16 protein-coding genes and 1 tRNA gene are annotated in these 17519 nt (G+C 71.3%); 13 read left to right on the forward strand and 4 right to left on the reverse strand.

Features of this window, described 5'->3' with window-relative positions; genetic code table 11:
* Window positions 1-104: 104 nt before the first annotated feature.
* Window positions 105-1787, reverse strand: coding sequence for a DHA2 family efflux MFS transporter permease subunit (locus HC031_RS18380; RefSeq protein WP_167926582.1), 1683 nt, complete (start codon window positions 1785-1787; stop codon window positions 105-107).
* A gap of 593 nt (window positions 1788-2380) precedes the next feature.
* Here HC031_RS18380 and HC031_RS18385 point away from each other — a divergent pair.
* The 11 genes from HC031_RS18385 (at window position 2381) to holA (ending at window position 14224) form a co-directional block, all read left to right on the forward strand.
* Window positions 2381-3112, forward strand: a complete 732-nt coding sequence (locus tag HC031_RS18385; protein ID WP_167926583.1) for a carbohydrate-binding protein — start codon at window positions 2381-2383, stop codon at window positions 3110-3112.
* Window positions 3113-3507: 395 nt separating this feature from the next.
* On the forward strand, window positions 3508-4026 hold the full coding sequence (locus tag HC031_RS18390) for a hypothetical protein (RefSeq protein ID WP_167926584.1): 519 nt from the start codon (window positions 3508-3510) through the stop codon (window positions 4024-4026).
* 117 nt (window positions 4027-4143) lie between these two features.
* The gene (pepN, locus tag HC031_RS18395; RefSeq protein WP_167926585.1) at window positions 4144-6672 is read left to right on the forward strand and encodes an aminopeptidase N; all 2529 of its coding nucleotides are present in this window, start codon (window positions 4144-4146) and stop codon (window positions 6670-6672) included.
* Window positions 6673-6696: 24 nt separating this feature from the next.
* Entirely contained in the window at window positions 6697-7290 is a 594-nt protein-coding gene (gene nadD / locus HC031_RS18400) for a nicotinate-nucleotide adenylyltransferase (RefSeq protein WP_167926586.1), read from the forward strand.
* Window positions 7291-7397: 107 nt separating this feature from the next.
* A complete protein-coding gene (gene rsfS, locus HC031_RS18405) occupies window positions 7398-7841 on the forward strand; it encodes a ribosome silencing factor (RefSeq protein ID WP_167926587.1) in 444 nt (147 codons plus the stop codon).
* Window positions 7838-8434, forward strand: a complete 597-nt coding sequence (locus HC031_RS18410; protein ID WP_167926588.1) for a histidine phosphatase family protein — start codon at window positions 7838-7840, stop codon at window positions 8432-8434. Before rsfS ends, HC031_RS18410 begins: the two co-directional genes overlap by 4 nt.
* A 50-nt stretch (window positions 8435-8484) precedes the next feature.
* A complete protein-coding gene (locus tag HC031_RS18415; RefSeq protein ID WP_167926589.1) occupies window positions 8485-8964 on the forward strand; it encodes a hypothetical protein in 480 nt (159 codons plus the stop codon).
* A gap of 45 nt (window positions 8965-9009) precedes the next feature.
* Window positions 9010-9870: a DegV family protein gene (locus HC031_RS18420; RefSeq protein ID WP_167926590.1), complete on the forward strand. Its 861-nt coding sequence runs from the start codon at window positions 9010-9012 to the stop codon at window positions 9868-9870.
* 105 nt (window positions 9871-9975) lie between these two features.
* Entirely contained in the window at window positions 9976-10857 is an 882-nt protein-coding gene (locus HC031_RS18425; protein ID WP_167926591.1) for a ComEA family DNA-binding protein, read from the forward strand.
* On the forward strand, window positions 10854-13208 hold the full coding sequence (locus HC031_RS18430; protein WP_167926592.1) for a ComEC/Rec2 family competence protein: 2355 nt from the start codon (window positions 10854-10856) through the stop codon (window positions 13206-13208). Before HC031_RS18425 ends, HC031_RS18430 begins: the two co-directional genes overlap by 4 nt.
* 14 nt (window positions 13209-13222) lie before the next feature.
* Window positions 13223-14224, forward strand: a complete 1002-nt coding sequence (gene holA / locus HC031_RS18435) for a DNA polymerase III subunit delta (protein ID WP_167926704.1) — start codon at window positions 13223-13225, stop codon at window positions 14222-14224.
* 146 nt (window positions 14225-14370) lie between these two features.
* On the opposite strand, the gene rpsT is transcribed toward holA, so the two are convergent.
* A complete protein-coding gene (gene rpsT, locus HC031_RS18440) occupies window positions 14371-14637 on the reverse strand; it encodes a 30S ribosomal protein S20 (RefSeq protein ID WP_167926593.1) in 267 nt (88 codons plus the stop codon).
* 389 nt (window positions 14638-15026) lie between these two features.
* On the opposite strand from rpsT, the gene HC031_RS18445 reads away from it, so the two are divergent.
* Both HC031_RS18445 and HC031_RS18450 read left to right on the forward strand, forming a co-directional pair.
* Window positions 15027-15102: transfer RNA gene (locus HC031_RS18445), tRNA-Lys, on the forward strand.
* 292 nt (window positions 15103-15394) lie between these two features.
* A complete protein-coding gene (locus HC031_RS18450) occupies window positions 15395-15715 on the forward strand; it encodes an integrase core domain-containing protein (RefSeq protein ID WP_167926594.1) in 321 nt (106 codons plus the stop codon).
* A 134-nt stretch (window positions 15716-15849) separates the two neighbouring features.
* On the opposite strand, the gene HC031_RS18455 is transcribed toward HC031_RS18450, so the two are convergent.
* Together HC031_RS18455 and HC031_RS18460 are read right to left on the reverse strand one after the other, a co-directional pair.
* The gene (locus HC031_RS18455) at window positions 15850-17157 is read right to left on the reverse strand and encodes a hypothetical protein (RefSeq protein ID WP_167926595.1); all 1308 of its coding nucleotides are present in this window, start codon (window positions 17155-17157) and stop codon (window positions 15850-15852) included.
* Between the two features lie 27 nt (window positions 17158-17184).
* A complete protein-coding gene (locus HC031_RS18460; protein WP_167926596.1) occupies window positions 17185-17454 on the reverse strand; it encodes an integrase core domain-containing protein in 270 nt (89 codons plus the stop codon).
* Window positions 17455-17519 lie beyond the last annotated feature (65 nt).

Raw genomic sequence — 17519 nt, forward strand, 5'->3', positions numbered from 1 at the left:
TGTCGTAGTGCCTTGCTGTCGTTGTGCTTTGTGCTGTCGTTGCGCGGCTGGTCGCGGCGGGCGCCTGCGCCTGGCTGTGTGTCGGGCCAGGCGCAGGCGGCGGATCAGGCGCCGACGCGTTCGGGGGCGCCGGCTCCCGCCGGCGTGTCGGCCTGCCCCGACCGGCTTCTGCGCTTGACCAGCAGGCAGGACAGGGAGGCGAGGGCGAGGACCGCGAACGGCAGGATCAGGGATACCCGCATCGCGTTGGTGTAGCCCTCGTGGAACGTGTCCACGATGATCTTCCGAACGGCGTCCGGCACCTGGCCACCGAAGTTCACGCCGTTCTGGCCGGCGCCGACTTCGAGGCTGCCGCCCGAGGCGTGGCTGAAGCCCGCCACGAACCGGTCGCGGAACTGCGGCGGCAGCGCCGAAGCGTGGGCCTTGGCGGACGCGCTCAGCTTCGTCGCGAGCTGGTTTTGCAGCAGCGCCCCGGCCGCCGCCGAGCCGATGACCGAACCCAGCTGGCGGGTGGTGTTGATCAACCCGGACGCGGCGCCCGCCATCCGCGGCTCGATGTTGCGCATCGCCACGGTCTGCAGCGGGGCGAAGGTCAGGCCCATGCCGAGCCCGCTCACCAGGAGCCCGGGGAGCAGGTGCCACCGGTTCATGTCGGGGTGCGCGGCCGCCGTCATGAGTCCCGTGCCGACGGCGAACAGGGCGAGCCCCGCCATCAGGATGAACTTGCCGCCGATACGGTCGGCCATCCGGCCGGCGAACGGCGCGACGACCATCGACACCACCGACATCGGCGCGGTCGTCAGACCGGCCTGCAGGGCGCTGAGCCCGAGGACCGACTGCAGGAAGATCACGATCGGCAGGAACAGGCCCAGCATGCCGAAGCCCAGCGTCGCGCCGACGAAGTTCATCACCGAGAAGTTGCGGTCACGGAAGATCGCCATCGGCACGAGCGGCTCACCGTCCCGCTGGCGGTACTGCTGGATCATGAACAGCGCCAGCACGACGATCCCGGCGACGATGACCTCGGTGATCGTGATCGAGCCCCAGACCTTGCCCCAGTCGTGCGGCTGCCCCTCGATCAGGCCGTACGTGACCAGGAACAGTCCGACCGTCGCGAGCACCGTGCCGGGCAGGTCGAGGCGGTGGCGACGGTTGAGCTTGAGGTTGGGCATCACGGCCGCGGCGAGCGCCAGGGCCAGCACACCGATGGGCACGTTGACGAAGAAGATCCAGCTCCAGCCCCAGTGCGTGACGATGAACCCACCCAGGGTCGGGCCGGCGATCGTCGCCACGCCGGCGACGGCGCCCCAGATGCCGAACGCCGCGCCGCGCTTCTGCGGTGGGAAGATCACCGTGAGCACCGACAGCGTCTGCGGGGTCAGCAGCGCGCCGCCCAGGCCCTGCGCCACCCGGGCCGCGATGAGCTGGCCCGGGTTGTGGGCGATGCCGCAGGCGGCCGAGGCCAGCGTGAAGATGAGCAGGCCGGCCATGAACAGTTGTTTCGGGCCGTACAGGTCGCCGAGCCGACCGGCGGTGATCAGCAGCACCGCGTAGACCAGGATGTAGGCGTTGAGCACCCACAGGATCTGGTCCAGCGAGGCGTGCAGTCGGTCGATCATGTTCGGGATCGCGATGTTCACGATCGTGGTGTCCAGCAGGATCATGAAAAAGCCGAGGCACAGCACGAAGAGCACCAGCCAGGGGCTGTGGCTCGGCTTCGAATCGGCGGTCGGGGCACCAGTGCCGGAGGGCGGGCTGGCGGCGGCGCCCGGCTGTGGCGTCGTCATGCGGTTGTCTCCTTCGGTGCCGGGTCCACCAGATCACCGGCCGGGCGATGCTGTGGTTCCCCCGTGTGTTTTGAGCGGTCCAACCCTATCGGTGGGGTGGGACAAGATCGGTTTGGTCGCGCGGATCAGGGCTCGGCGTGTGCTGTGGGGGGCGCCAGGGCGGGCGTATGCGGCTGGGCATCGTGGCCGGAGTCGAACCGCGCGACGTACGCGGAGCCGGGTGTCTGGAGTTCGGTCGCTCCTCGGTCGCAGCGGTTGTCGGGTTGTCTGCGCGATATCGCACATCTATAACCGGGGTACCCGTCAGTAATATCGCGTTCAAATGCGTGCGTTACGGTACGGCTTGACTGCGGTCAGTTACTAAACAGTCTTTACTGTTTGTTTCCCCAGCTAGAAACGTTGCCGTCGACGTTTCGGGTCCGATTGCAAATGGCCGGCCATCGTCCCGTCACTCCCTTGCCATACCCCGTCCTCATAGTCGATTGTGAATACATGGCCGCGCCGCCGCGGGCTTTCTTGAGAGGCGCCAGAGAGCCGGTTTCCGGGCTCGGCCCGGCAGCGACGCCCGGATCGGCCGTGGAAGGAGGAGAGCGATGGCGGACGGAAGGAACCTGCCGGCCTGGATCCCTGTGCCGGCATACCGCGGTCAGCACGCCGGTGGCCGGCGGGCCCGTATCACCTTCGTCATCGCAGGGGTCGCCGCGCTCGGGCTGGTGGGCACCGTCGCCGCCCTGGCGGTCACCGGTAACAACACGTCCCGGTCGCTGCCGCCCCTACCCGCCCGGATGAGCCCACTGCCCATGGGGCAGGTGCCGAACCCGCTGCCGAGCGCCCCGCCCGGGTATCCGTCCGCGATCCCCACCGGCAGCGCGTCCGGTCGCGTGCCGCCACCTACCACCACGCGACCCGCGCCGCCGCCGCCCACCCAGCCGCCGATCGCGCCGGTCAGCGTCGAGGCCGAGTCGGCCGCGAACGACCTGACCGGTGAAACGCGTATCCGCCCGGTGGCAGGAGCATCCGGTGGCCAGGTGATCGAGCACATCGGTGGCGATCCGGAGAACTCGCTGCGCTTCAACCGGATCGTCGTTCCGTTCGGTGGCGTCTTCACCGTCGACATCCGTTACATCTCCGCTGTTGACCGCAGCGCCGCTGTCAGCGTCAACGACGGGCGCTTCGTGACGGTGAAGTTCCCGGCTACCGGCGATGGGGAGACCGTCGGCTCGCTCGTTCTGCGGATCAGGCTCGACAAGGGCTCCAACAGCATCCAGTTCAGCAACCCGGTCAATTACGCCCCCGACATCGACCGGATCATCGTGCGCTCGTAGCGCGGTTTCGCCGCCGTCGCCCGGCCGCGTCGCCAACACCCGGCCGCGTCGCCGCCGCCCGGCCGTGTCGGCCACGGACCGGCCGCGTCGGCACCGACCGGTCCGGACGCTCGGCTGGCTCCGTCCGGCTTGTGCTGGCTCCCTGGAATCCGCGCCGTCTGGCCCCCCGAATGGCCCCGGCCCCCGAATGGCCCCGGCCCCCGAATGGCCCCCGAAATGGCCCCCTTCTGGCCCCGGGGGCCATTTCGCTGGTCCCCGAATGGCCCCCTCTTCTGGCCACTCCCGGCAGCCTGCGTCATTGGTTGGCTCGGCGGCATGAACGAGATCACCTTCATCCGGAGCACCTCGGCGCATGCGGACGGCCGACCCGGCCGGGCTGCGGGGGAGCGGCGGCGATGAGATCCCAGCGGTTCAGCATCGTGGTCGAACAGCCATTCGACGAGGTGGCGCGAGACGCGCTGGCCGAGCGGTGCCGGGACGCCACGGTCACCGGTATCCCGCATCAGCGCGGAGTCGTCATCAGCTTCGAGCGGGACGCGCCCACGTTGATCGACGGCGTCGTGACAGCGGTGCGCGATCTCGACGCCGTCGGCCTCAGGGCGGCCAGCGTGCGCGACGACGGCCTGGTGACGACCGACACCGTCGCCGAACGCGTGGGCCGTTCCCCGGAGGCGGTCCGGCTCTGGGTCGTCGGCCGGACCGGCGCAGGCTCCTTCCCGGAGCCGGCCGAGACCCGGTCCGGCACGGCGTACTACCGGTGGAGCGAGGTGGTGACCTGGCTCCGGGATCGGATGGGGGTGGACGCAGCCGATCCGGATCCGGCGCTGGCCGCCGTCAACCTGGCGCTGCAGCTTCGGGAGTTGGCTCCCCGAGTGTCCCGGATGGCCGCCATCCGGGCCCTCATAGCCGGATGACGACAGCCCACTCATAGCCGGATGACGACAGCACTCACAGCCGGATGACACGGAGGAGGGGCGGGTGACCGGGGTGCGGGCCCACGCACGGATCCGGGAGAAGGCAGGATGACCTGCATGCCGAGCCTCACCAGAGCCGAGGCGGCCGAGCGGGCCGCACTGCTGTCCGTCGACGAGTACGCGATCGACCTGGACCTGACCGCCCACGGCGACGGGTTCGCCTCGACGACGGTCGTGCGGTTCCGGTGCGCGCACCCCGGGGAGGACACGTTCGTGGAGCTCCGCCCGGCCGCGCTGCGCTCCGTCACCCTCAACGGCCGGGCGCTCGACGTCGCCGACCTCGACGACAACCGGCTGCCGCTCACCGACCTCGCGGCCGACAACGAGCTCGTGGTGGAAGCCACGATGGCGTACTCGAACAGCGGGGAGGGGCTCCACCGCTTCGTCGACCCGGCCGACGGCGAGGTGTACCTGTACGCCATGGCGGGTCCGGACAACGCTGACCGCATCTTCGCCTGCTTCGACCAGCCCGACCTGAAGGCGCCCGTCACGCTCACCGTCACGGCCCCGCCGCAATGGACGGTACTGGCCAACGGCGTGGGGGAGCAGGTGGAGCCGGGGCGGTGGCGGTTCGTGCCCACGCCGCCGATCTCGACGTACCTGATGACGCTCGTCGCCGGGCCACTCCACTCCCGGTACGCCGACCATGACGGCATCCCGCTGGGCCTGCACTGCCGGGCGGCGCTGGCCGAACACCTCGACCGGGACGCCGACGAACTGTTCGAGGTGACGGCGCGGTGCTTCGACCGGTACCACGAGCTGTTCGACAGCCGGTACCCGTTCGGCAAGTACGACCAGGCGTTCGTGCCGGAGTTCAACTGGGGCGCCGTCGAGAACCCGGGCTGCGTGGCGTTCCGCGACGAGTTCGTGTTCCGGTCCGCGGTGACCGAGGCGCAGCGCATGGAGCGGGCGATCGTCATCGCGCACGAGATGGCGCACATGTGGTTCGGCGACCTGGTCACCATGCGCTGGTGGGACGACCTGTGGCTCAATGAGTCATTCGCCGAGTACATGGGGGTGCGGGTCGCGGCCGAGGCGACCCGCTTCACCGGCACCTGGACCGACTTCGCCATCAGCCGCAAGACCTGGGGGTACGCGGCCGATCAGCGCCCCTCCACCCATCCGGTCGCGCCCGAGCGGGTCGACGACGTCGCGGCGGCGCTGCTCAACTTCGACGGCATCTCGTACGCCAAGGGCGCCGCCGCGTTGCGCCAACTCGGCGCGTACGTGGGCGATGACGCCTTCTTCGCCGGCCTGCGGAAGTACTTCGTCGCCCACGAGCACGGCAACGCGACCCTGGCCGACCTGATCGCGGCGCTCGGCGAGGCCAGCGACCAGGACCTGTCGGGCTGGGCCGCGCTCTGGCTGCGTGAGAGCGGTGTCACCACGGTGCGGCCGGTCGCCGAGGTCGACGCGGGCGGTCGCTACAAGAGCGTCACGGTCGTCCAGAGCGCGCCGCCGAGCCGTCCGGTGCTGCGCCCGCACCGGCTCGCGCTCGGACTGTACGACCGGGCCGCCGACGGGCGGGTGGTACGGCGGGAGCGCGTCGAGGTGGACGTCGACCCGGCCGATCAGGGGCGCACGCCCGTACCTGCCCTCGCGGGCCGGCCGGCTGCCGCGCTGCTGCTGGCCAACGACGACGACCTCACGTACGCGAAGGTGCGGCTGTCCGACGCCGAGCTCGCGGCGCTCCCCGAGCTGTTGCCGGCGGTCGTCGACCCGGTGGCCCGGGCGCTGCTGTGGAGCGCCGCGTGGGACGCCACCCGGGACGCCGAGATCGCCCCGACCACCTTCGTCGACCTGGCCGTGGCCGGGCTCCCGACCGAGCCCGATTCGACGTTGTTCACCGAGGTGATCGGGTTCGCGGCCGCCATCACGGTGGGCCAGTACCTGACACCCGAACTCCGGGCGGGCGCGAGCGCCGCGCTGGCCTCGGTGTGCGCCCGGGTCGTCGGGTCGGCGGCCGCGGGCAGCGACCGGCAACTCGCCGCCGCCCGGGGCCTTGTCCGGTGTGCGGGGGCCGCCGAGGTCGACGTGCTGCGCGGCTGGCTGGACGGTACGAGCGTGCCCGCGGGCCTCCCCGTCGACGCCGAACTGCGCTGGGCGGTGCTGCGGCGGCTGGTCGTCCTGGGGGCGGCCGGCGCGGCCGACATCGACGCCGAGAGCGGGCGGGACCGCAGCGCGCACGGCGAGCAGCACGCGGCACGCTGCCGGTCGGCGCTGCCCGACGCGGCCGCGAAGGCGTGGGCCTGGGACGCGATCGTGGGCGACGACACGCTGTCCAACCGGCTGGCGCTCGCGCTCGCGGAAGGCTTCTGGCACCCCGAGCAGGAGGAGCTGACCGGGCGGTACGTGTCGCGGTACTTCGACGAGATGCCCGACCTGGCTGCCCGGCGCAGCGCCCAGGTGGTCAACCAGGTGGCGGGCGCCGTCTACCCGAGGTACGCGGTCCGGCCGGCGACGGTCGACGCGGCCCAGCGCCTGCTCGACCGCGCGGACCTGCCCGCCGTGCTGCGGCGGGTCGTCGCGGACCGCACCGACGACCTGCGCCGCGCGCTGGCCGTACGGTCGCTGATCGACAAGTGAGGCCCAGCCATTACCATGCCGCGGATGGAAGCGCCTCACCGCCGTATCGGGATCATGGGCGGCACGTTCGACCCGATCCACAACGGCCACCTTGTCGCCGCCAGCGAGGTGGCCGACCTGTTCTCCCTCGACGAGGTCGTTTTCGTGCCGACCGGGCAGCCGTGGCAGAAGGACGACGTGAAGGTGGCCCCGGCCGAGGACCGGTACCTCATGACCGTGATCGCGACGGCGTCCAACCCGCGGTTCCACGTCAGCCGGGTCGACATCGACCGCAACGGCCCGACGTACACCGTCGACACGCTGCGCGATCTGCGCCGGGTGTACGGGCCGGAGGCGGAGCTGTACTTCATCACGGGCGCCGACGCGCTCGCGCGGATCCTGTCGTGGAAGGACGCCGACCAGATCTTCACGCTCGCCCATTTCGTGGGGGTCACCAGGCCGGGGTTCGAGCTCAGCGACGCCCATCTGCCCGCCGACACGGTGAGTCTGGTGCAGGTCCCCGCCATGGCGATCTCGTCGACCGACTGCCGGCAGCGTGTCGCCGCGGGCAAGCCGATCTGGTATCTGGTGCCGGACGGAGTGGTGCAATACATCGCGAAACGGCATTTGTACCGATAGCTCCTTGATATCGGAGCGGCACTTCGCCCGTACGCGTGAGAGGCTTGAATCTCGGACGGCCGGACGGCCGGCCGTATCGGTATGAACGTAACGACGAGAGGAGTCCGGTGCCCGCAAACGAGCGCGCCCGCGAACTGGCCCTTGCCGCCGCGCAGGCGGCCGCTGACAAGAAGGCACAGGACATCGTCATCCTCGACGTGGGCGACCAACTCGTAATCACCGATGCGTTCCTGCTCGCGTCGGCGCCGAATGAGCGCCAGGTGCTCGCGATCGTGGACGCGATCGAGGAGAAGCTGCTCGAACTGCCGGACAAGGCGAAGCCGGTTCGCCGCGAGGGTGAGCGCGCCGGTCGCTGGGTGCTGCTGGACTACGTCGACCTGGTCGTACACGTCCAGCACACGGAGGAGCGCGAGTTCTACGCACTCGACCGGCTGTGGAAGGACTGCCCGAGGATCCCCTTCGTCGACCGTGACCTGGTCGCGGCCGAAGGCGGCCGTGGTGGCGCCGGAGGTGGCGCCGGTGCGAGCGGCGACACCGAAGCGTCGGCGTGACGCGCCTTCTGCTGTGGCGGCACGGTCAGACCGCCTGGAACGCCGCCAACCGGGTACAGGGGCAGCTCGACGTCGATCTCAGCGCGGCCGGACGCGCCCAGGCGCAGGCTGCCGCCGCGCGCCTCGCCGAGCTGCATCCCGATCTGATCGTCGCCAGTGACCTGCGCCGAGCCGCGGACACCGCCGCCGCGCTCGCCGCCGTCACCGGGCTGGACGTCACCTACGACGCCCGGCTTCGCGAGCGCCACTACGGCGAGTGGCAGGGCCTCACCAACCCGGAGATCACCGCCCGCTGGCCGGAAGAGAGCGAGCGCTGGCGGGCCGGGCTTCCGGTGCCCGAGTTCGGCATCGAGGACCTCGACGAGGTCGGTAAGCGGGTGACGGCTGCGCTGCAGGACGTGTGCGCCGCGAACGCGGGCGCGACGATCGTCGTGGCCAGCCACGGCAGCGCCATCCGGCGCGGCGTCGTCACGCTGCTGGGCTGGCCGGACTCGGTCCTGCGCACCCTCGGCATCATGGACAACTGCCACTGGGTCGAGCTACGCCTCGACACGCGCCGAGGCTGGCAGCTGCGGGCGTACAACGCCGGCTGAACCGACCCGGCGGCTTCGTTCCGGAACCGGACGGCGTGGGCTGGCGTCCCATGTCCATGGGTTCTCGTCAGCGCGCTGTCACCACCCTGCTCGTCTCGCTGGCCGCGGCCGGCCTGCTGACCGGTTGCGGCGGACCCGCCGGAACGCCGTCGGCGGCAGACGGCAGCAGGTCCGCGGGCAGTTCGATCGCTCCATCGCCGTCGGCGTCGGCCGTCGCGTCCGGTTCCCCGTCGACGCCCGCTACCGGGCCGACCGGTGGCGGGCCGACGGGTGCTCCGGTCCCGCCTCCGACCGGTGGCCCGTCCACGGTCGCCGGTGAGATCACACTGCAGGGGCAGGTCGACACGGGAGCCGAGCCCAGCTGCCTGATGCTGCGCAGCGGTGGCCACCTCTACCACCTCCTGAACGGCGACACCGCCGTCGTGAAGGCCGGCAACAACGTGGTCGTACAGGGCCATGTCGTCAAGGGCGTGATGAGCCACTGCATGCAGGGGGTGCCGTTCATGGTGACCCACGCGCGGGCGGCATGACGAGGAGCCGTTTCTGATCCGACCGTCATCGGTTACGGTGCCGACATGGCCGGCCGATCTGAGCGCGTCGCTGTGGTCACCGACAGCACCACATACCTGCCCGATTCGGTCGCGGCGGAGGCCGGCCTCACCGTCGTCCCGCTGACCGTCGTCATTGCCGGGGTGCCGGGCCTGGAGGGCGTCGACATCACGCCGGCCGACGTCGCCAAGGCCCTGGAGAGCAGGCGGACCCACGTGACGACCTCGCGGCCGGCCCCCGACGTCTTCGCCGAGACCTACTCCGACCTGCTCGACGCCGGTGCGCCCGGCGTCGTCTCGGTACACCTGTCGGCCCAGCTCTCCGGTACCTTCGACGCCGCATGCATGGCGGCCGAACAGTTCGGCGACCGCGTCGAGGTGGTCGACTCCCGTTCCACCGGCATGGGCCTCGGCTTTCCGGCCCTCGCCGCGGCGTCGGCCGCGGCCGACGGCAAACCCCTTTCCGAGGTACGCGACGCCGCGATCGCGGCGGCCGACCGTACGACCGCCCTGTTCTACGTCGACACGCTGGAGTTCCTGCGCCGGGGCGGACGCATCGGGGCGGCGTCCGCGCTGCTGGGGACGGCCCTGTCGGTCAAGCCGATCCTGCGCCTGGGCGACGGCCGGATCGCTGTGAGCGACAAGGTACGGACCGCCAGCCGTGCCCTGGCCCGGCTCGTGGACCTCGCGGTCGACGCGGCCGGCGATGCCGAGGTCGACGTCGCCGTACACCATCTCGTGGCCGCCGAGCGGGCCGAGGGGCTGCGCCAGTCGATCACCTCTCGGCTGGGAGACCGGGTACGCCGGGTGTACACGACCGAGGTGGGCGCCGCCGTCGCCGCGCACACCGGCCCGGGGCTGGTGTGCGCAGTGATCAGTCGCTTATAACACAGTCGCAGGGAACGCCTTGGCCTGTCCACAGGCACCCTCGCTGTCCACAGCGCCGCCGCCGAGGGCCGCGCAGTCCAGGGGCGTCGCTCTAGCTTTCGCCGCATGTTCGCATCACGTCGAGACGCCGCCGACGATGCGGTGCGGGAGCGGTTCATTCGGGTCGTCGGCCTGCCGGAGGTCGAGGACATCGGCGCCGGGCCGACCCGGGCCGCGACCGATCCGCCCACCGATCCGTCATCGGATCCGCCTACGAGGCTGCCGCCGGCGCTCGATCCGTCGGCGGTCCCACCGCCAGCCCTTCATCCGTCGGCAGACGAAGGGGTGGTGATCGATCCCCAGGCGGGATCGGGCTTCGCGGACGCAGGTGGGCTGCGCGGGGTGGTGAGCGCGCTGGACCCGGGGCGGCGCGGTCTGCGGGCGCTCGCCGCCGTGGCTGCGATCGGCATCGCCATCGCCGCCTTCCTGGCGTGGCGGGCCCGGCCGCAGGTGGAGCAGGTCGCCGCGCACACCGAACCGGCCGTGGCGCCGAGCGCGTCGAGCGGCCCGTCGGGTGCCGTCGTGGTCGCCGTGACCGGCCGCGTACACCATCCCGGGTTGATCCGGCTACCGAGCGGGGCCAGGGTCGCCGACGCCGTCGACGCGGCGGGCGGCGCGCTACCCGACACCGACCTGTCGTTCGTCAACCTGGCCCGGAAGCTCACCGACGGAGAACTCGTGACGATCGGGGTCACCCCACCACCGGGCGTCGCCGCACCCGCGGGCGGCGGGGCGCCGGGCGGGGGACCGGCTGCGGGTCCGCTGAACCTCAACACCGCGACCGCCGCCCAGCTCGAGGCGCTGCCAGGCATCGGACCTGTGCTCGCCCAGCACATCGTCGACTACCGCACCCGGCACGGACAGTTCCGCTCGGTCGACGAGCTACGGCAGGTGGAGGGTCTGGGCACTGCCCGGTTCAACCAGCTCAAGCCGCTGGTGACAGTGTGAGCGCGGCGGAGTACCCGGATCTGCGACTCGCCGGCGTCGCCGGTGGCACCTGGGTGGCCGCGCTCGTGGCGCTCCGCCTCCCGTGGTCGGGCGGAGCGGTGATCGCCGCAGTCGCGGCGGTCGCCGCAGCACTGATCGCGGCCGCAGGGCTTCCGGCTCGGACCGCCGTCGGCCGCCTTCCGGTTCGCACCGTTGTCATCGGCGTCCTCATCGGCGTCGTCGCGGGCGGCGCCGCCACGGCATGTCGGGTGGCGCTGCGCGACTCCGGCCCGGTGGCGGTCCTCGCCCACCAACGGGCCGGCGTGCACGCCGAGCTGACGGTCACCGACGATCCCCGCCCGACGCGGGGCGTGGCGGGTCGGCCGGCGCAGTACGCCGTCGCGGCCGACCTCACGCGAGTGCGGGCGACCGGTCGTCCCGCGCTCCGCCTGTCGGTACGGGTACTGGTACTCGCCCAGAACCCTGCCTGGCAGGGCCTCCTGCCCGGACAGCGGGTGGTGGTAGACGGCCGGATCGGAGCGCCGCGCGGGGGAGACCTGCGCTCAGCCGTGCTGACGGTGCCCGGCGCGCCCCGGCTCGTCGGGCGCGCCTCCTGGGCGCAGCGGGCGGCCGGGCGGCTACGAGCCGGGCTGCGGCAAGCCTGCGCACCGCTGCCGTCGGAGCCCGGTGGGCTGCTGCCGGGCCTGGTCGTCGGCGACACCACGCGGCTGGAGCCGGCCGTCGCCGACGACTTCCGTACGACCGGGATGACGCATCTGCTCGCGGTCAGCGGATCCAACGTCGCCATCGTCCTAGGGCTCGTGCTCGGGCTGGCGCGCTGGTGTCGTGCGGGCCCCCGGCTCGCCGCCGCCGTCTGCGCCGTCGCGCTGGTCGGGTTCGTGATCCTGGTACGCCCGTCGCCCAGCGTGCTGCGCGCCGCCGCGCTCGGCGGGCTCGCCCTCGTCGCGCTCGCGAGCGGCCGGCCGCGCTCCGCGGTTCCGGGGCTCGCCGCCGTGGTGGTCGTCCTGGTCCTCGCCGACCCGCAGCTTGCCGGCGATCCGGGCTTCGCGCTGTCGGTGCTCGCCACGGCGGGTCTGCTGCTGGTCGCACCCGGCTGGCGGGACGCGCTGCGGCGCCGGCGGGTACCGGCCGGGTTGGCCGAGGCGGTCGCGGTACCGGCGGCGGCCCAGCTCACGTGCGCGCCTGTCATCGCCGCCCTGTCAGGCACCGTGGGGCTCGCCGCGGTGCCCGCCAACCTGCTCGCCGTACCGGCCGTCCCGCCGGCCACCGTGCTCGGGGTCGTCGCGGCGCTGCTGTCCCCGGTGTGGCCAACCGGCGCGGAGATGGTGGCGTGGCTCGCCGCGTGGCCGGCGCGGTGGCTCGTCCTCGTCGGCCACTACGGCGCGCAGACCCCCGCGGGCGTCGCGCCGTGGCCGGCTGGCGCGGTCGGCGGCGTCCTGCTGGCTGCCGTCCTCGCGGCGCTGCTCGTCGCCGCCCGGCACCGGCTGGTGCGCCGGTTGGCCGCTGTCGTCACCGTGGCGGCCGTCGTCGGCGCGCTGCCTGTACGGATGGTCGCGCCGGGCTGGCCGCCGCGCGGGTGGCTGATGGTTGTGTGCGACGTGGGGCAGGGCGACGCCGTGGTGCTGCCGGTCGGGTCCGGCCAGGCCGTCGTCGTCGACGCCGGGCCGGACCCGACCGCCGTCGACGGGTGCCTGCGCCGCCTCGGCGTCCGCCACGTGCCGTTGCTGGTCATCACTCACTTCCACGCCGACCACGCGGGCGGGGTGGAGGGCGTGTTCCGGGGCCGCTCGGTGGGGGCGGTGGTGACGACGGCCCACCCCGAGCCGGCCCTCGGGCACCGGCAGGTGCTCGACGTCTCCGCCGCGTGCCGCACTCCTGTACGGGTGGCGGTGGCCGGCGAGGTCTACGCCAGCGCCGGGCTGCGGCTGGCCGTACTCGGACCGAGCCGTCCACTGGTCAACACCAGGTCGGATCCGAACAACAACTCGGTGGTCCTGCGCGTCACCGAGCGCGGGCACTCGATCCTGCTGGCCGGAGATGCCGAGGAGGACGAGCAGCAGACGCTCCTGGCCGCTCCGGTGGCCGTGGAGGTGCTGAAGGTGGCGCACCACGGAAGTGCTTTCCAGAGCCCGCAGTTTCTGGACGCGGTGCATCCGTCGGTGGCGCTCGTCTCGGTCGGCGCCGGCAACGTGTACGGGCACCCGAACATGGGCGTACTCGGCCGGCTCTCCCGTGGCGGCGCCCGGGTGCTACGCACCGACCTGTCCGGCGACCTGGCCGCCGTCGACGTGGGTGGGCGGCTGGGGGTGGCGGTCCGGGGCGTGCCTACCGGTGACCGCCGTCGCCGGTAGGACCGTCCGTGGACATGCCGGTCCGTGCGACGATTGCAGCCGTGCCCCCACAGCTTTCCGCCGACCTGAGACTCGTCCTCGGCGACGAGGAACTCCTCGTCGCCAGAGCGGTGAGCGAGGCGATCGACGCCGCGCGCGCCGTCGAACCCGACGCGGAGGTCCGCCAGTACGCGGCCAGCGAGCTGGTGCCGGGGGAGCTGGCCGAGATGACCAGCCCGTCGCTGTTCGGCGGGCGGCGGGTGCTTGTCATCCGGGGTGGCCAGGACGCCAAGAAGGATCTGGCTGCCGCGCTTCTCCAGTACGTCCGTGACCCCGATCCGGACGTGTCCTTGGTGATCACGCACGCGGGCGGCGCGAAGGGCAAGGCGCTGGCCGACGGGCTGCGCGGCGCGGGCGTCCGGGTCATCCCCGCCGCGCGCATCACCCGCCACCGCGAACGTGTCGACTTCGTCCGCGCCGAGGTGCGCAGGCTTGGCGGCAAGTGTGCCGAGGACGCGGCCGAGGCGCTGATCGCGGCGGTCGGCAGCGATCTACGGGAACTGGTCGCCGCCTGTTCCCAGCTGGTCGCCGACACCGGAGGCCGTATCGGCGCCGACACCGTCGCCCGTTACTACCGCGGTCGCGCCGAGGTCAGTGGCTTCACGGTGGCCGACGCCGCCATGGTGGGCGACGTGCCGGCCGCACTGGAGGCGCTGCGCTGGGCGCTGCACATCGGCGTCGATCCCGTCCCCATCGCCGACGCGCTCGCCGACGGGGTCCGTACGGTGGCCCGGGTGGCTTCCGCCGGGCGCGGCAACGCGTACCAGCTGGCGAGTGCCCTGGGCATGCCGGCCTGGAAGATCGAGCGTGCCCAGCGGCTCGCGCGTGGCTGGACGCCGGAAGGGCTCGTCGCCGCCATGCGCGTGGCGGCCGACTGCAACGCCGAGGTCAAGGGCGGCGCGGATGACCGCGGGTACGCCCTGGAACGGGCGATCTTCGCGGTTGCCGCGGCGCGCAACGGCGCGAGAGCGCGCTGAGCGGGAGCTGGCGTTCTGGACCTTGGGGAGCTTGACACCGAATACGGTGTCGCAATCCCCAAGATTGGAGCGGCTCAGGCACGCCAAAACGCCCGCCGGGCCGGGGTGGCCTGGCGGGCGTCGCGAGGCGTCTGTACGGGCGGGGCTCAGGCCGCCAGCGACGACAGCCGCTTGGCGATGGCCGACTTGCGGTTGGCCGCCTGGTTCTTGTGGATGATGCCCTTGCTCGCGGCCTTGTCGAGCTGGCGGGTAGCCGCGCGCAGCAGCGCGGTCGCCTGCTCGGCGTCACCGGCCGCGGCGGCCTCGTTGAACTTGCGGACAGACGTCTTCAGCGCAGACTTGACCGACTTGTTACGCAGCCGGCGCTTCTCGTTCTGCCGGTTGCGCTTGATCTGGGACTTGATGTTCGCCACGCGACAGCCTCGTCAAGGTAGTTCGGGTTGGAGTCGAGTGCGTATCTGAGGTGGCCCTCGGCAATACGCGAAGAGCCAGGTTACCAGGTGCGCTCGCCGCCGGCCAAAACGGTGGCAGAGCCCACGGCTCAGACGGTCGGTACCGGAGGGCCCAGGCGGCCGGTTCCGGGCGGCCTGAGCAGGGGAGACCGGATCAAATCGTACGCCGGGAGAGCGGGGCCGGGCGCCGCCCGTACCCGCTCGTCGGCCGCCCGCACGCGGGCTGATCGGATCCGGCGACCGGGGGAGAGTGTGCGCTTGTGGTGTGTCCGCCGACACGTCACGGCTTATGTGGGAACGGGTTGGGAGACGGTGGAAGGGGCGTGCTATGGTTCTCTGCGTTCCGGTGAGCGCCGCTAGCTCAACTGGCAGAGCAGCGGACTCTTAATCCGCGGGTTCGGGGTTCGAGTCCCTGGCGGCGCACCACAGGAAGCAGGCCCTGAGCTGGCGTTTCACGCCGGATCGGGGCCTGTTTTGTTTTTGCCGGCTCTGGCTGCGTGCTCGCTGGGCGCTCAGGAACGGTTGGATCGGCTGGGTTGGCCCGGGAATATCCGGCGCGCTCGGGGTGTGAGCGGCTGGCGGGTCGATCTCCGGCTCGGCGTGTGTGGGCAGTTGACCGGAGCCCGAGATGCCGCCGCCGGGCCGCTCGTCTGTCACCCGGCACGGCTAAGTGATCTCTCATGCCAGGGGGCCTCCGCGCTCGGTGTGCCTAGGGTTCGTGGCGGCCGCTGTCGATGTCGGGGTGTCGTGCATCGATCCCGCATCGCCGTGGCAGAACGGAGTCTGCAAGTCGTTCAACGGCCGCTTCCGCGACGAGTTCCTGGCCTGCGAACAGTTCGACACCCTGCTGGAGGTCCAGGTACTGACCAAAGACTGGCGGATCGAGTACAACACCTACAGACCCCACGGCTCGCTGGACTGGCTCAGCCCCGACGCCTTCCGCCAGCAGTGGATCACCAACCGGCAACCAGTGCTCTCATGGCCGGTGGACCACAAAGCGGGCCCGGTCACAAGGTACGTGTGTTGCGCTGAGGGATGAGCAAGGTAGGCCCGCCACGCCTCACGCATGTTCGACCGCGGGCCCGCTTGTTCTGGTTCACCCAGTTACCGAGGGTGCCCTCGGTTTCGGGTAACCCCGCACCACTCGGCAAGTGAGTGCGAGCACTCCTACGCTTACGCGGGAAGCGCGGGGAACACGACCACCGAGCCGTCCTTGTTGCGGGCAATCTCAATCGCCACATCTGTCGCGCGGCTGTTGACCATGACGCCGTCGCGCAGCTTATGAATCCGGTCTGCCGCGCGCATCAGGCGATCGACTTCACCGGCCGTAAAGACGGGCCGCAAACCTTGCGGGCGTGCCAGCTCCAGCGCCGACAGGCGTTCTAGGACACCGGCGATGCTCGACTCCAGTTTGTCGAGGCGCTGCTGGTCGGCCTTAAGTGCGCGGGCGAAGTTCTCGAACAAGTTGCCAGGGTCGATCTGTGCATGCTCGACAGCCTGCAGGACGATGACCCGCCGCTTCAGCGCAATGGCCAAGGCGGCGAGTTCGAGGTGGGTGCGGAACGTGCCGCCGTGGTCATCGACGCCGGGGAACGACTTGGTCAGCGTGCCGATCTCGACGGCCTTGCCGTCGGGCAGCTCGTCCAGTGCGCTCTGCCACCGGGCAAGGCGGCGGTCAGCGGCGGCCAGCGCCTTGCTGATGGCATGCACTGCCGAGTCCAGTCCAAGTGAGACACCGAGCTTGCCCTGGTCGAGCAGGATAGCGGTGGCTTTGTCAATGGCATCGCGGCAGCCGTCGAGCTCGTTGCGCTCGTCATCAAGCTTCTGTTCGTGCAGTTGCTCCAGCAGTTCTGTGATGTGTTCGATAGCCTGCTGGCGCTTATAGTCGGCATTCGCGCTCACCCCCACCGCTACGGCCATGAGCACGAGCGGCGCGGCCACCGTGAGCGCAGCGCTGCCGGCCACCGCGACGCCGGCTGTTGCAGCGGCTCCACCGACTGCGCCCCCTGCCGCCGCTTTACCGACTGGCACGAACGTCGCCTGGGCGGCGATGCCCGTTGAGTTCACGAGCGCACTGTGGATGCCACCAGCCGCCGCCCTCGATGCCATCGGGCGAACGATGCCCTGGCCGAGCTGGGCGGCAACCTTCGCCGGAACCACCATGCGATACAGGCCTTCGCCGGCAGTGGTCGCCGTAGCCGCCACAGACGAACTTCGCGCTGATTGCGAGATGAGCTGAGACAGGTGATGTGCCAAGGGACTCGCGGCATCGAGCGGGATACCTAGGCTGCGGTCGAGCTTGTCGGGTAAGGGATGTACCTCAAGTGTGGCAATCGGCTCGTCGGCCAGGACTGCCAGCACACTGCGCAGTTCAGCCAAGCGCTCAGCCGTCATCGGCTCGTCTCCGGCCAATGCGGGCACCCGGACGTCACCGGTAGACAGCGCCCACACCGGAACGATCGCCTTGCGGTCGTCAGTCATCGTCTCCCCTTGCTTTCCGACGACAGCCTAGTACTCCAGCGTCACTTGGCCTCGGCCCTGAGCTCCTCGGACCTCGGCCATGAAGCGTTCGTAGTCGATCGGCGACATGCCGTCGCAGGCGCTGTGGCGTCTGCGGGTGTTGTAGAAGTCGACGGCCCAGGTGGCGATCTTGGCGCGAGCCTCAGCTCGCGTGCGGAAGCGTTGCCGGTGGATGTACTCGACCTTGATGGTGGAGTTGAAGGCCTCTGCGGCGGCGTTGTCCAGGGCGCACCCGACGCGGCCCATCGACTGGGCCACGCCAGGACGTCGAGGAGGCGACGCAGACGGCCGATTCTGCCCGTAACGAGGGTCGGCTGAAGATC

Source organism: Planosporangium thailandense (genome assembly GCF_011947195.1).
Lineage (GTDB): Bacteria > Actinomycetota > Actinomycetes > Mycobacteriales > Micromonosporaceae > Planosporangium > Planosporangium thailandense.

Coding starts and splice junctions, on each gene's coding strand:
- HC031_RS18380 (WP_167926582.1), bottom strand. CDS start 1,787: ATGACGACGCCACAGCCGGGCGCCGCCGCCAGCCCGCCCTCCGGCACT.
- HC031_RS18385 (WP_167926583.1), top strand. CDS start 2,381: ATGGCGGACGGAAGGAACCTGCCGGCCTGGATCCCTGTGCCGGCATAC.
- HC031_RS18390 (WP_167926584.1), top strand. CDS start 3,508: ATGAGATCCCAGCGGTTCAGCATCGTGGTCGAACAGCCATTCGACGAG.
- pepN (WP_167926585.1), top strand. CDS start 4,144: ATGCCGAGCCTCACCAGAGCCGAGGCGGCCGAGCGGGCCGCACTGCTG.
- nadD (WP_167926586.1), top strand. CDS start 6,697: ATGGAAGCGCCTCACCGCCGTATCGGGATCATGGGCGGCACGTTCGAC.
- HC031_RS18415 (WP_167926589.1), top strand. CDS start 8,485: ATGTCCATGGGTTCTCGTCAGCGCGCTGTCACCACCCTGCTCGTCTCG.
- HC031_RS18420 (WP_167926590.1), top strand. CDS start 9,010: ATGGCCGGCCGATCTGAGCGCGTCGCTGTGGTCACCGACAGCACCACA.
- HC031_RS18425 (WP_167926591.1), top strand. CDS start 9,976: ATGTTCGCATCACGTCGAGACGCCGCCGACGATGCGGTGCGGGAGCGG.
- holA (WP_167926704.1), top strand. CDS start 13,223: ATGCCGGTCCGTGCGACGATTGCAGCCGTGCCCCCACAGCTTTCCGCC.
- HC031_RS18455 (WP_167926595.1), bottom strand. CDS start 17,157: ATGACTGACGACCGCAAGGCGATCGTTCCGGTGTGGGCGCTGTCTACC.